Source organism: Methanobrevibacter sp. (assembly GCF_045646205.1).
Classification (GTDB): domain Archaea; phylum Methanobacteriota; class Methanobacteria; order Methanobacteriales; family Methanobacteriaceae; genus Methanocatella.
Window position 1 is genome coordinate 17,886 of the sequence record NZ_JAZRKF010000001.1, and the last position, 15,120, is coordinate 33,005.

Annotated in this window: 13 protein-coding genes; all 13 read right to left on the bottom strand. The window is 34.9% G+C overall.

Annotation, left to right across the window (positions count from 1 at the left end):
• Positions 1–2 precede the first annotated feature (2 nt).
• Positions 3–4,751, bottom strand: a complete 4,749-nt coding sequence (locus tag ACKI44_RS00055; RefSeq protein ID WP_407420673.1) for a hypothetical protein — start codon at positions 4,749–4,751, stop codon at positions 3–5.
• Between the two features lie 158 nt (positions 4,752–4,909).
• Positions 4,910–5,338 (bottom strand): hypothetical protein, encoded by a 429-nt coding sequence (locus tag ACKI44_RS00060; RefSeq protein WP_407420674.1) that lies wholly within the window; start codon positions 5,336–5,338, stop codon positions 4,910–4,912.
• A 77-nt stretch (positions 5,339–5,415) separates the two neighbouring features.
• Complete coding sequence (locus tag ACKI44_RS00065; RefSeq protein ID WP_407420675.1) at positions 5,416–5,664, bottom strand: PEGA domain-containing protein; 249 nt, start codon at positions 5,662–5,664, stop codon at positions 5,416–5,418.
• Between the two features lies 1 nt (position 5,665).
• Entirely contained in the window at positions 5,666–6,697 is a 1,032-nt protein-coding gene (locus tag ACKI44_RS00070; RefSeq protein ID WP_407420676.1) for a carboxypeptidase regulatory-like domain-containing protein, read from the bottom strand.
• Between the two features lie 2 nt (positions 6,698–6,699).
• Positions 6,700–7,239 carry a hypothetical protein gene (locus ACKI44_RS00075; protein WP_407420677.1) on the bottom strand — a complete coding sequence of 180 codons (540 nt, stop codon included), beginning with the start codon at positions 7,237–7,239 and terminating at the stop codon, positions 6,700–6,702.
• On the bottom strand, positions 7,236–7,694 hold the full coding sequence (locus tag ACKI44_RS00080) for an HK97 gp10 family phage protein (protein ID WP_407420678.1): 459 nt from the start codon (positions 7,692–7,694) through the stop codon (positions 7,236–7,238). The genes ACKI44_RS00075 and ACKI44_RS00080 overlap by 4 nt, the downstream gene beginning before the upstream one ends.
• A complete protein-coding gene (locus ACKI44_RS00085; RefSeq protein WP_407420679.1) occupies positions 7,666–8,097 on the bottom strand; it encodes a hypothetical protein in 432 nt (143 codons plus the stop codon). The genes ACKI44_RS00080 and ACKI44_RS00085 overlap by 29 nt, the downstream gene beginning before the upstream one ends.
• A 57-nt stretch (positions 8,098–8,154) precedes the next feature.
• Positions 8,155–8,805: a PEGA domain-containing protein gene (locus tag ACKI44_RS00090; protein ID WP_407420680.1), complete on the bottom strand. Its 651-nt coding sequence runs from the start codon at positions 8,803–8,805 to the stop codon at positions 8,155–8,157.
• A gap of 18 nt (positions 8,806–8,823) precedes the next feature.
• On the bottom strand, positions 8,824–9,894 hold the full coding sequence (locus ACKI44_RS00095) for a phage major capsid protein (protein WP_407420681.1): 1,071 nt from the start codon (positions 9,892–9,894) through the stop codon (positions 8,824–8,826).
• A gap of 42 nt (positions 9,895–9,936) precedes the next feature.
• Positions 9,937–10,935 carry an XkdF-like putative serine protease domain-containing protein gene (locus ACKI44_RS00100; RefSeq protein WP_407420682.1) on the bottom strand — a complete coding sequence of 333 codons (999 nt, stop codon included), beginning with the start codon at positions 10,933–10,935 and terminating at the stop codon, positions 9,937–9,939.
• Between the two features lie 567 nt (positions 10,936–11,502).
• Positions 11,503–11,751, bottom strand: coding sequence for a hypothetical protein (locus ACKI44_RS00105; RefSeq protein ID WP_407420683.1), 249 nt, complete (start codon positions 11,749–11,751; stop codon positions 11,503–11,505).
• Positions 11,752–11,754: 3 nt separating this feature from the next.
• A complete protein-coding gene (locus tag ACKI44_RS00110; RefSeq protein ID WP_407420684.1) occupies positions 11,755–12,024 on the bottom strand; it encodes a hypothetical protein in 270 nt (89 codons plus the stop codon).
• Positions 12,025–12,048: 24 nt separating this feature from the next.
• Positions 12,049–15,093, bottom strand: a complete 3,045-nt coding sequence (locus ACKI44_RS00115) for a phage minor head protein (protein ID WP_407420685.1) — start codon at positions 15,091–15,093, stop codon at positions 12,049–12,051.
• Positions 15,094–15,120: the final 27 nt, after the last annotated feature.

Below are 15,120 nucleotides of genomic sequence, written 5' to 3' on the forward strand. Positions count from 1 at the left end.
ATTTATGCACCTCCCATACGAGCTATGCGTTTATCACGTTTAATTAATGCATCAGCAATACGGTCAATTAAACTTTTATCAGTAACGGATGCAGTTAACTCTTTTATTAATGCATCAGTATCAATTCCTTCAGTATTTCCATCAACATTGACATTCACATTATGTTCTAATGTTACTTTGACCTCTTCACTACTTTTACTGGAATCTTTATTGTCAAATAATCCTTCTAATGGGTTACTGTGAGTACGTGGAGCAGATCTTCCTCCAGGGATGCGGATGTTAATTGGCCCTCCTGCAGATGGTGCAGGATGTGAATAATTACATGGTCCAGCAGTCCAACCGCCACGTTGTTTAAGGGCGGTTGTATCAAAAGTATAACCATTAATTATTGCAGCACAATGACCATAACTACCCCAGTTCAATCCACAATCAACATAACCACCAAAACCACATGTATTAGCTAACGCAACCATTGCAGAAGCACCATCATAACAGTTCCATGAACCCGCAGCAATAGCATTCTGCCAGGAACCATGAGCATCACTATTATAATAAAATTCATAAGGTATTGCACTAGCAATTGCTGTAGCAATACGTACAAAGGATTCCCAACTAATATGAGGAGTACCACCTTCAAAGTCTTTAACACGGAAAGATAAACCCGTGTCAATATCACCAACACCAGTATGTACAGCAGGCCCTTTCATTTGCCATTCACGTGCAGTGTTTTTAATATATGTAATATTTGGATCTGCAACAGCATCCCATCCACCAGCAAAACAATTAGGACAGGTACCATGCTGAATCAAATCAATAAGATTTAAATTATCAGATGCAGTTTTATTCATGTACTCCAATGTTACTGGACTAACCAATCCATTATCCATTGCCTTAACCGCCGTAATAGTGTAAGGCAATTGATTATCACGTCTTATACCATTAGCAACATTTCTTGTGATTCTAGTCATTACTGCTGGGTCACGACCAACACGTCTTACTGTAGAAGGTGATCCAGTAGAATCACCACCCGCCCATTGGCTAGGATTTTGTAATTTACGGTAGAAATTACCAATAGTAGAGGATAACTGGTCAAAGTAAGCAGTAGCCTCATTTTTAATTCTTGCAGCAGCACTTATAATACTGTCTGCCATTACTGCCCATGCAGACCTCATCTCAGAGGTGACTTTCATTGTTTCATTCAGCATTAAAGCCAATTGCTGGCGAGTAGTATTAGTAGCACTTGTCATAGCAGTTCTATGATTCAGCAACATCATATTTAACTGAGTACGGAGATTATTGCTCATAGACATCAAATTCATGTTCAAACCTAGACTAATAGCTTGGAAAGTAGCTAAATCATTGGATTGTATTTGACCATAAGCCAATTGGTCATTTAAAACCATACCATTCAATGTATTCTGCATCATTAAAGCCAATGCAGCATAAGACTCACCAATCATAGTATTAGTTTCATCAGTCATGCTAGTAGATTGATCCAAACCACTAGCCATACCAGCCAAATCAATATTGGCCACGTCCACGTTTTCCAATGGGTTGGCATCTAAATCATAGTATGGCATTAAATCTTCAGTATCTAAGCTTAATTGAGGAGTTCCGAATTTATCCACGATTGCCTCACCAACTTGCTTTGCATATTCACCAGCAGGTTTAATAGCATCCTTGATTTTTTGGATAGTATTCTTGAATTCATCAGTAATACTGTTTTGAACAGTACCTGGACTGTGGATACCCATAGCATTTAATACACCATTAATAATTTCTTTACCGAAATTAAGAGCAGCCGCTATAGCCTGAGGTATAGCTTCACGGATCCTGTCAGGAACCTTAATAAATTCATTATAAATTTTACCTGGCAATTGCTGAACAGTAGTTGCTGCACTATTCACCATTTCACCGGCTTTCTGTCGAGCATTACTGACCCATTGAGCACCGGCATTAATAATATTCGTAGTGGTCTGAACAAGATAACTCCAGAACCTACCAGGTAAACTACTGATCCATGAGATAATTCCATTAACAAAACCAGATGCTGCATTAATAGCTGCACTTATTATTTGACCTGCCCAAGAAAACACAAAGTTAATGATCATAGTAAGAATAGTCATGAAAGTTTGCTGAATTAAAGTCCAAATCATACCTAACATTTGAGGCAATGTAATCTGACCAGAAAGGAACTGTTGGAAAATATTAATAAGTAAAGATACATTATTCCAGATAATAGTCAAAATGCTTGAAAGTAGATTCCATACAGGCATGAACATTTCAACAAGATAAGTAACAATCTCCACGAAAATATCAATCAATGGTCTGATAGCTTCCACAATAGGTGAAATAATACCTCCAATAAATCCGGCTATAGCATTGAATACTTCCTGGAACACTTCCCAAGTTTTCTGCAAAGCAGGAACAATACCTGGACTACAACCTAATAATATACAGATTATAGTTCTAAGAATACTGACAATAACCTGAACAGGAGATACTATAGCACTCGCCAGGAATCCTAAGAAATTCATGAAATCTTGTTGTGTAATTCCTAAAGCACTACCAATATCAGTAATAACTCCAATAGCCATTTGAATAAGTGTAATAGCTGTTCTTATAGGGAATGTTATAACTTGCCATGCTATACCAATACCTTCAATTAAAGCACGTACAATATCAAATTCTCCATTAATATGAATACCGAAGAAATTTTCAACTTGGGCTATCACCCATCCAATAGCTGAAACAAGAGCATTCCATGCGACAACTAACGCACTGATTACTGCTTTGACATCCGGATGGTTAATAAATGCATTCCACATTCTTTGTATTCCTGACCAAACCGCAGCAAGCAATGTTGGAATATCTTTCCACCAGCCAAAGGCTTTTCCTACTTCATAAACAGCAACTGCTAAAGCAATTACTGCTACAACAATCCACGTAATTGGGTTCGCTAATAATGCAGATGTAACTGCCCATATACTAGAAGCCAATCCCGCATTTGTGCCTGCGGCAGTTGCTGCAGCAACACTTTCAGCACCTAAAGCACCACTATTCACAGCATGAGCAGCTGCTGCACCTATTTCTTCAGCAGTTAATCCTGCCAAACTAGCATTCAAGGCAACGTTTTCAGTGACCAAACCTGAAGCAACAACTCCTCTTGCAGCCTGTGCAATTTCATTTGCCTTTGTAGCAATAGTATTTGCTAAAGTAGATGCTGTTAAAGCACCTTGTTCTGCTTCTAATAAACCAAAGAAGGTTAATAATGCTCTACCTTTTCCTAATAAACTATCAAATGCTGTTAACATTGGAGCTAACATTGGAGCAATACTGACAAAACCAGACACACCCCCTGCAACCATGATTAACCCTTGATAAAGTTGAGGACATTTTTCATATAAACCATGTAAAGCAAGTGCTGCTTGATCAATATAAGGGGTAAACATTTCACCTACAGTACGCCCTGCAATACGGAAATCTTTTTTCACACGTTCAATATGGCCCACTGTAGTGTTCATCATATCATTCATGTTACCTGACTGGTTCAAATACTTCATAAGTGCATCGGTATAACCTTCTATATCGTCAGCAGCACCTTTCCAACCAAGCTCTTCAAGTTTTTCTTTAGTAACTCCAAAGTTGTATTTTAAAGTCATGAAGTTACCATTTAACCCAGTTGCTGCTGCTTGCATGAGAGTTAATGCTTCATCACCAGATTTACCCATGAGTATTGCTCTTTGACCAATATCATTGAGCAATGGTGCTGCATACGCTAATTGGTCATTAGTTGCACCAGTAGCCATTTTAAAATTAGACATTGCTTGACCCAAATCATCCAGACTGACTAAACTTTTGTTAGTCATTTCATCCAAACCCTCAAACATATGAGTAGTAGTACCATCAACATTTTTAAAAGTATAATTAAGATTCTCATATCCCTTGATAAGATTATCTGTTGCTTGCTTACTACCTGTTGTGGCTTGCATTAATGCAGTCATTCTTTCACGACCCATTGCCAAACCAATCGTCATATCAGTAATGCTGGCCATTCCAAGACCACCTATAGCAGAAGCAATAAAACCACCCAAACCACTAAAAGCACTACTTAAATTATCAATATGAGAACGGACAGTCTGTAATGCACCAGATAAATGTGTTTTTATGTAATCTCCAAAAACAGTTACTTTATTTTTAACAAAATCCCATTTGGTACCAACATATTCTTGAATAGTTGAACCTACAACCTGTATTTTTCCTTTTAAAGAATCTACATCAGTCCCCATTAGAGACATTTTAGTCCGTGTAAACTCGAAAGTATTTCCCCATGTTTGAGTCTCTCTCTGTAAAGCATTGAATTTATTAATAGCTAACTGAACATCATCCGCTAAAAAACCAAAAGATGCTTTACCTTGGCTGTCTAATTGACTCCAATATGTAAGTAACCTTTGTGAGGATTCATCTAACCTATTAAAGTTTACAATAGCTCTTTGAGTTGATTCACCCATATTGTTGAAAGATTTTGCACCGTTTTCCCCTACTCTTGTAGCGGCTTGTGCAACACGATTAATGTTAGTAACACTATGATTATACTTTTTATTAACATCATCCACAGCCAAAGCTGTTTTTTTATTTGATTGTTGTGCTGTATTACCTAATTTATTCATAGCCTGTTCGGCTTTTTGAGCTACTTGGGTGGCCTGGTCTTCCATTTTCAATATAATTTTAACAATATTTTCAGAAACCATATATTAAAACCGCCCTTTATTTTTTTACTTCATTCATTTTTTTATGTAATTCAGCACGCCCTTTACTTATAAAATAAGATTGAATGTAAGTTAAATCACTGCTACGCTCACATAAATGGTATCCGCAGTAATCTAACCAGATTATATCTTTTCCTTCATCACTCTTCAGGAAATTTATCTATATCTCCTTTAGTGACATCAAGGCCAGATAATTTATCAATTGCATCAACGATTTCATTTACCGCAGCACGAGATAATTTTCCAATGTCCTCTTCAGTCCATGGATCATCAGCATTTTTGGGATTGTCAAGACTCATTTCTATTTTACGGTCACGTGCTTTTGCACCGTTAACTGTTGCTAAATGAACGTTTATTTTTCCTTTTGCTATGGTTTCGCCTTGAATTCTACCACGGGATTTACTATTGGTTTCGTAGGATTCCATTCCTTTAGCTTCGATTTTATCAATTTCATCTAACTCTGAATTTGATAATGGTCTTAACCAGAGTTCACCATCTAGTGCTTCAATGTGTATTTTTTCTGGATCGTTGATACCTTGTAAAATTTGTGATTTTTTTAATATTGCCATTTTAAATGCCTCCGTTTATAATTTTGAAAATATAATAAAAAATTAGCCCCATTTTTAAGAAAAAGAAATATTAATTATTATTGAGGCTCTAAAATAATTTCTAAGGTTTCAGTGCTGGAAGTAATTGTTACTTCTTGACTGTAATTTACGTAACCTGTTTTTGTTGCTGTTACGGTAACCGTGCCTACAGGAACATTATGTAATGTGCATCCTCCTTGGCTGCCAGTTGTACCGGTGATTTCTCCTATTGCAACTTCAACTTGACTTACTGGGTTTGTTCCGTCTGTTACGCTTATTGCTAAATCATCAATAGTTTCAGGATTCACCTCAGTTACTGGGAGTTATCTCAGGTTGTTTATTGATTAATTTAACATACATATCTGTTTTCTTAGTAGTTCCATCGGCTAATGTAACCTCTTCAGAACCTAATGTAGCCATATTTAATGTTGCTTCCACATCATCAATACCACTACTGTCGAATTCAGCTAAGAGAGTACATTTAGGGAATAAAATAGTTAATCCAAGGCCAGGATATTCACATAATTCAACATCAATTTGTAATGGAACCTGTAATATTTTACATTTTGCAGGTTCAAGAAGGTCTACATCACCGTATCTTGCATCTAATATTGCCCTTACAGTTTCTTGAGTAAGTGTAGTTACAATGCTGATACTGTTTTCTCTTTTTCCTGCTTTTGCTTGTCCCTGTGGATGTCTGTAACCAAAGCCTATTGTTTTGTCAACGTCATGATTGTTACTTCCTTCAAAGGTAAAACTTGTCTGCACGCCAGCAGGATCATTACCATTGAGTTTTAACATGACATCGTAAAACATTATGAAGAGATCATCTTCTAGTTCTTCGGCTCTTTCGTAATCGTTTTCACCGGCTAAAATTTCAGAGAACTCTGTTTTATAAATGAAGTCAGTTCCAAGAGTCATGTCTTCTGAAGATACTTCGAGTTTCATTGAATCAACGATTAAACCCATTAAGTAGAAAATTAAATCGTCGTTAACTGCTTTTCCTCTGAAACTTTTTAATAATTTAGATTCACCACCCCAGAACTCATGGGTGTTTTTACCATTTTGGCCTGCTGTGAACTTATAATTATCCAAGAACCCATAAAAGTAAGCTCCTAATATTTGGAGGTTTGCTGAAGTCTCTATACTACCTGTTGGTTTGATTACTCCAGCTCTTGCTTTCTGATTCATTCTTGAACCGAAACTTTTGGTTACTGGTTCGTCATTAAGTTTAAAATCCATACTGTCTACATCATGGTCAAAAAGTAAGTTAAAATCTTCTTTGTCCACTTCCTCACCATAGACGGCTTCTGGTTCTAAACCAAATACTCTACAACTCATTTTTAATCACCATCATCATTATCATCATTATTATTTTCATTATTTTTTCGTCTACAACAGTTTAACCAGTCAATATTGTGTTTTACTGTTATAACAATACTTGTAGCAGGTACTTTCTCACGTTTACCTTTAATACTAACCTCACCCACAGGATAAAAAGCTACAAAATAGATATTTTGAATAACCCGTAGGCCATACTTTTTTTGTATTTGCTGAAGGTTTTTCAGAACTGCTAAACATGCACGGCTTGCAAGATTTTGACCTTTTAACTCAGCAGTTTCAGGGTCAGGATCATATTCAATACATACAAATTCAAAAGTAGTAGCTAAATCAATATCCTGTGATAATTTTGTTTTAGCATTATCGTAAGGGATTGTTGGATGTTGGCGAATCCATATTGCAGGTTCATCAATTCCTTCCTCATTATTGGCAACAGTTATTACAGATTGAACATCATTTAGCATTCCTTCTGAAGTGTTTTCTGATGTTATGCATTCTTTTATGATTTCACTAACTGCTGCTAATCCTGTGAGTATATTCATTTAACCACATCACTTATTGTTTTTAAAAATATGTCCTGTATTTTCCCTTGAGTTTGTTTAATAGATTTTTCAACAAAATGCTGACCTTTTTGACCTTTACTATATTTCAAGAAGGCATATCCCTTTTCATTAACTGGGCCATTCCATTTCGGGCCTGGTTTGAATGCTAATGCTTTACCCTTTTTGGGTTTTATTATACTTCCACCGTTATAGATTCCCGTTCCATCATTAGGGAAAATTGCATATTTTGCAGGAGTTCGGATCTCTATCTGCTCAGGAGATGTACTTGCAAAGAACCATTGTCTGAGTAATCCATGATCAACAGGGCTGTTCAAACCCAGGTTTCTTAACATGTCTTGACCTGTTAATTTTAATCCTTTTTCTTTGATTTGAGGTAGTTTCTCACTAATACGTGGGTATTGTGAATCATCTACGTCTATGATAACTTTTACCATCATCTGCTCCAGTTATTGCAAAAAATTCTATTTTATCGGATTTGCGGGATTTGTCTATTACATATGGTGCAAGGTCGTCTTTAAGGTCATTGCTGAATACACGCATATTTACAATGTTTACTTGCCAGTCATTGACCTGTGTTATAGGAGTATCCCTTCTAGCCGTTGCTAATGCAACCATATTGCCGGTTAATCTGACGCATACATTTTGCACTGCTTCGGGTATATTGTCACCATACTTTTGGAAGTCATTATTACAGTAGTCTTTAATTAAAGAAGTGGATTGTTTAATCCAATTCTCGACAATATCTTCCAATTTGCTTTCATCATCAGTTGATAAATTTAAATGTTTAGGTTTCAAACCAGTAAAATTTAACACTTCATCTACAGTACAAAACATCATTTTATCACCATCTCTTTAACTTTGGCTTTGTTCTTCCGAATCAGGATCAACCCCAACTTAAGTTGACAATAAATATACTACAATATTATTACCATTCTCATAGTGTTTTGTCTCATTATACTCAAGATATCCAGTAGCGGTAACATTAACTACATAACTGTCTTTAATAGGTACAGTTACATTTAAGAAACCATCATACCCATTGACAGTGGTTGTAGTACCTTTATATTCCCCATCAATTGTTACACTAGCACCATTTATGAGGCTAGCACTATCATTATCCTCTACTTGAATAGTAATGGTTTGTGTAGGAGTAACTGCTTCTAAACTGATTGTGAAACTTGTATGTGTTTCATCAACAGTTATAGTTTCACTGTAATTCTCATAACCTTCTTTAGTAGCAGTTATAGTTGCTGATCCAACAGGAACATTACTTAAAGTACATCCGCCAGCACTACCAGTTGTACCGGTGATTTCTCCTATTGCAACTTCAACTTGACCTACTGGGTCTGTTCCATCAGTCACAGAAATTGCTATATCAACAGCAGAGACAACTTCAGGTTCAGGAGTAGGAGTGTCAGGTTCTGGAGTATCACCTTCAGCTTGAGAACGTAATCTCTCATAAGCTTTATGAGGATTACGTATAAAACCTCGACGGATTTTCCTTTTCTCTGCAAGAGTTAAATCATTCCAAGCTTCTAAAGCCATAAAAACATCACCTCAAGTTTATGCTTTGGCTTCATCTTGGATTTCAGCTAACTCTTCAATGGTTAATTTTGCAACATTTAAGCTGCTGAATACTTCAAGTCCGGCATCCCCTTTCATACGATACCAGAAGTTAGTTTGTTCATCACCAGCAATTCTTTCCATTTCCATGCTAATGTCTTTGTAAACACCCCATCTCATTAAGTTAGGGAATCCTCCAAGACATGTTGCGGTGTTATCTAATGCTTTGCAGTCTTCAGCATCTAATTCTGGAGCATATTTGATGTTGTACCTTTTGTATTTAAGTGGAGCATTTCCAACTTGCATACTGTCCCCAAGTGCAGTGTTACGTGCTTTTAAAAGGTTTCTGTATGCATCTTCAACCTCATAAGGAACGTAAATATTAAAGTTATTCATGAGATTGGATTGTCTTATCCTTGCAGGTACAGCTGCGATTAATGCATCGAATAAAGCTTCAATAGTATCTTCATGAACATTAAATGCTTTTTCTGCATTAGTAGAACCTAATTCACTAGATTTAAGAGTAGTGGTTGCTTGTTTAACCCATCCATCGAAAGTATGGAATAAAGGTTCTTCATCGTAATCTAAATCAGTATCCCCGAATACAGCGATAGCAGCTAAGTCTTCACCCATTGCTGCACCCATCATGGATTGGAGAGTAGATTCAAATTGTTTTCCTTCGATGTTGTCATCAAGATCATCATCAAGAATGGATGTTTTTGCTTTTAATTTTTTAGCGTTTAATTCAGCTTGACCAAAACCAATTTTAGCTTCTTTTAAGTCTTTTTTGGTGGTTCTGCTTTCTTTTAAACGTCCATCTTGCATTACTCTTCCAAGTATTCTAGTACCTGAAGTTACTTCAGATTCTCTGTCCATTCTTTTGAATGCTGCATCGTTAAGTATTACACTGTTGATTTGCATTTCACGAACGAAAGTGTTATATTGTTTTCTATCCAATATACCTGCATTTGCGAACATTGCATCGTACATTGTCTCATCTTCTTTCATAGCACCATTGCCTTTTCCGGCAGCAGCGACTACTTGTGAGAGTACATTATTCATATTCACCATTACTAATCACCTATTCACTTTTTGAATTTATTTGAAAAAAATTTAAATATTTTTACTTGTACCATCAGGATTTCTTCCAAGGAAAGCATAAGTGTCTAAATCTTCATTATTATCTGATTTTGTTGCTCCATTATGGACTTTTCCTTGTTTAGAACCATCTTTCTTTTTTGGTTTTTTCTTAGGTTCATCATCGTCTTCAGGGTTTGGTTTATTATCACCAGAACCTTCAGTTTGACCATCACCAGAACCTTCAGCACCAGCATCATCGTCATCATCATCGTCTTTTGATTTGATAGCACCAACTTCACTAAAAGCTTCCTTAATAGCTGTGCCCATAGCAACAGCCATTTCTTCAGATAAAGATTTCATAGCACCTTCATGTTCTTCTTTTATTTGTTCAGCTAATGCATCCAAATCAGATTTAGTAGCATATTCCGGTTTATCTCCACCGAGAATGTCTCTGATTTTATCAAGTGTCTTTTTGTCATCACTCATAACATCACTTCCATTTAATTTACACTGTTTAGATCCACTCTGACAAGGTTTACCAACAATACTCACAGTAATTGCATTAGGATTTGGTATATCATGAATTAACTGACCACCACTAGATTTAGTAGCCATATATTTCTTGATTAATCGTCCAACATCTTCACGATGCACTGATAGACTATAACCAGTTAATATACCATCGTCAATTTCTTGTTGTGTAGTTGGATCTGTTACATTTGAAGTTAACATCCAAGTACCGGCCGGATAGGTTTCTGTACCACCAGTTACGAGTCTGTAAGTAGTTTCTTCATTTAAGAGAAAACTATCTACAGGGTCTCCAACACTTTTAGCACTCCCTAAATCCTTGAATACTTGATGATTTTTATCAATGATTTGATAATCTTGAAAAGATTCTTTAAAGAATCGTATTTCTTCTGCTGTGAATGGTTCCTCTCCCCTTTCATAATCACAATCTGGTTTGTCGGGTATCATTACGGGAGCAGTGAATAAGAATTGATCATCACTTTTCACAGCCATGTCTTTTATCATGTGTTATGCCCCCATTTGGGTTAAAATTAGTTTAAATAAAGGAAGAAATTAGAGTATTAAATTTTTTTTATGGGTATTAGAAGTCGTACCATACCATTAAAATTTAACTGTTATACCTGTGTTAGAAAAAAAATGTTTAATACTCTTTTTTCCTATATGTTCAAAAATGGAAGAAAAAAATTCTTTCTTCATTATACACTCTCATACAATAGAAACTTGCTTTTTTAAGGGTATTTTTTGAACATTATTGTAATGTTTTAAAAAATAGTTGAACACAAAAAATAAAAATACGGGGTTTTAATTTTTATGGTTGAACAGTTAATAGGATAAAAAAATAAATCTTAAACAGTATAAAAAAAGTTATATAGTCCTATCAGGAGTCGAACCTGAGTCAGCGGGACCAAAACCCACCATGATTGCCATTACACCATAGGACTACAAAAAAAATGAATAAAAAAATGGGAGGTACCCGGACTTGCACCGACAGGACTTATCTAAAACTACATATACCATGGATTTTCGTTTTAGTTGTTTTACTCGTTAAACTACACCCTCCACAAAAAATAATTAATAAATAACTTTATCTCCTTCAGGAATACTCACATGAACATCTGGTTGATATAAAGGATTCTCTTCAATAAGTTCACTGATTAAATTATTTGACTGATCATATAATTGTATTCTACGATATCTTCCTTTAATTCTACCTCTCCAACCCCATGGTCCAGTTTTGTCAATGCTAAATTCCATGTGGATGGTCATTCCATTAGGTAACTCGATAATGTCCTGCTCATCATCACCAACAATAGTTAACATATTTTAATCCTCCTCCCATATTATAAAATCAGCATATTGTGGGTTTTCTTCACACCATTGGATAAGCTCTTCTTTTTCTTCTTGAAAAGACATGTGCCTATCAAATATTTTATTTTCTAATTCTCTTGTTAATAATCCCTCTTTTTCTAAGAAGTCCATCCAATCTCTTCTATCAATACACGTTTCAATTAATCCTGGAAGATACCCAGGATATTTTTCTAACTCCATTTTTTTAGATCTGATCTTTTCAAAATCTATATATTTCACATCCATATTATATCACTCCTAAACAATAAATCATATTAACAAAACTGTTGCTGTTCTAACCTTCGGATCATGATTTACATCCAACACAATATATTTTTGGTTAGTTTGAAGTAAAAACTCATGTTCTGAAGTTTTAGCATTCCAACCGTGTTTACCATTCATAGCAATACCTTTTGTACCTTTAGGAGCTAATATTTTTACCTTGTACCTTCCTTCATCAAGAAATTGATCAGCACCTCTTTCTTGAAAAGAAGTGGACGGAAATCCACTAAAATTACCATAGTCTCCCACCGCCAATGTGACATCAAAACAATCATCAGCACGATACAAAATAGTATCTTGAATCAAACCAGGAGATTTCTCAAGTGCAGAATCTAAATTTTTATTCAATTTCTTTGTATTTTCCATACAAAATTCTCTTTCTTTTTCAGACATTACAGACATAATTTCTTCCCAATAATCATCTTGCCTAATGTAACCATTCATTCGTTTATGAGTCGTACCACCATAAGCATCAATAGTATCTCTTTCACGGTTTGTCCAAAGAGTATTCTCTTGATATTTTATTTGTTTTTTCTCTAATATAGTATCTTCGATTGAGTAACTCCCTCCAACTTCTTGATTATCTAAAATAAATTTTGTTTCATCTATTTCTGGGATATTAGTGTCATGTCTAAAAATCTTCTTTTCATATTGGAATATTAATTTATCCGCTTTTTCTTTGTTAGAGATGGCACCTTTAAGGTTAGGATTCTTTTTAAGTTTAGCAGTTAATTCATCCCTAATAGAAATATATTTCAAATATTTTTCTTTTTCAGAAACGGATAAAACTTTGTCTATTTTTTCAAGTTTTTCATCAATAGACATTTTTGATAATTCTTTTCTAATTTCAGTGTTCGTTAATTGAGATTTCTTAACTGGAATCTCTTCTAATAATGAAGTTTTAGGTAACCTTAATTTTTTCTCCCATTTTTTAGTCAAATCATGAAATGCTTTTTCCTCAGCATCTTCTAAAATTTCACCATTTATCTTTTTATTATATAAATAATCTAGTTTTCTTTTATCATCAAAATATTCCAATTCTCTCATTTCAGAGGAGGATAACTCAGGTTTATATTTTAATAGATTTTCATGTTCCCATTCTTTTTCAGTTAATTTAAACCTATTCTGTTCTGATTTAAACCAACTATTATATGGAGTTGTATTTTTAGGAGTATATTTTCCTTTAATTGCTTTTTCGATTACTTTAGCTTTATTAGGATATTTTTCAATAAATGCTTCTTTATCCCTTAAATACATTTTAACTGATTCTGCAAAGTCTTCAGAAAACTGCCTATCTCCATATTTATAAACAGCTAAACTCCTCTTTGCTACAAACTCTTCTGTAAAATCATAAGAATAAGGAGTTACATATGTTTGTTCTAACGTATGACCTTGAGCTAATAATCTGCGTTGGTCTTTTTTAAATGCTAAAATGTACTCTTTACTATTACTAATAAACCAATCTGAATCTTTTTCAAGTAAATGTGCAGATTCATGAACTAATGTATCTTTCAACTTACTAATAGGTTTCTTAAATTGAACAATTCTTGTACTTCCTTTAGTAGAAGTCACATATCCTCCCACATAAGAGTCACTACCCCAGAAATTAACTATACGTGGTTTTTGACTACTTAACACAATTTCTTTAGTTTTCTTCATAGAGGAAGGTAATTCTTTATAACTTTGATAAACAGACCTGACTCTAGAAACATCCATGTCAACAGATTCTAAAATTGATAAATTTTCCTCTTTGAAATAATACTTAATGAATTTTTCTTCTCTATTAACATTAACATAATCTCCATTTTCATTTAAAATCCTATAATCTTTAAGGTCAGGATTATTCCATCGGATACCTTTAGGTTTAATATCTACTTTAATATTCTTGTCTTTGATGATTTTTTCATAATCACGTATATCATCAAGGTATTCTGCCATTTCTTCTTTAACTAAACTAAAATCTGTTAGATTATCAGTATTTGTCATAAATGTTTTTTTATCTCTGATGAACATCATTGGGTCATCTTCAAGATCATCTAGTCTTGAATAATTTTTATTTCTAATAGCATCATCTAAAATAGTATAATTTTTCTTAGATTTCATGTAGACTTTTCTTTCACCAGGAGTTAAACGATATATATCCCAATTATCGGAACGCTGATTTATTTGATTGAGCACTTTATCAACAGAATCTGGTGAATATTGTTTAATTCTATCTTCAGTGATTTGGAATGCGTGAGTTGGTATTAAATCTGACTCCCTAAAATTAGTCATACCTACAGGCACCATGAAACCTGGAGGACAAAACCATGGTAAGTTTCCACATCTGCAATTAATCCATTCACTAATAGCTCCGTTGGTGTCTCCAGGATACCTTAAACCATTACTAAATACACCACCAAAAGGTATGATTTCACCGTCTATTTCTATGTGTGTGTCACGTGTACGGTTGTCATGCGCTGATGCCCATTGTGTGTATTCTACGCCCATGTCTTCATAGGATTTCATGACTCCTTGCATGTGAGAGCCGTGTATTTCGGTTCGTGCTATACGTTGGGCTTCCCATGACTCCAACTGGTCAAAACGTTTGTTTATACTGTTGGTTACGTCATTGATACCCCACCCATCACGGTAGCCATCAGTGATTATGCCGTTAATATCTTTATCTACACGTGCTAAGGTGTTTTCACTTGCAACAAATGTTTTATCTCGCATGTGTTCGGCACTGTAATCTGAAGTAGCAAATAATTCATCTTTCTTGATAATGCTACTCATAGGAACATTAATTGTATCTTCTTTAACAGCACCACCATAATAGGCTTTACTGTATTGTTTTGCGTATTGTTTGGTACGTGTAATTAATCTTTTTCCTTGAACACGCCCTTTTCTATGCTCTTTGAGCTTGTATTTCATTATGGTGTCATAGTATTGTTTGTGATACTCATGTATAGGTGCTAATATTAACTCCAACTGTGCATTAAACAACACATCACCGTAATACTCTTCTAAATTCTTGAGTATTTCTGTACGCATTTTATGAAAGATTCCGGCCACTGCTTT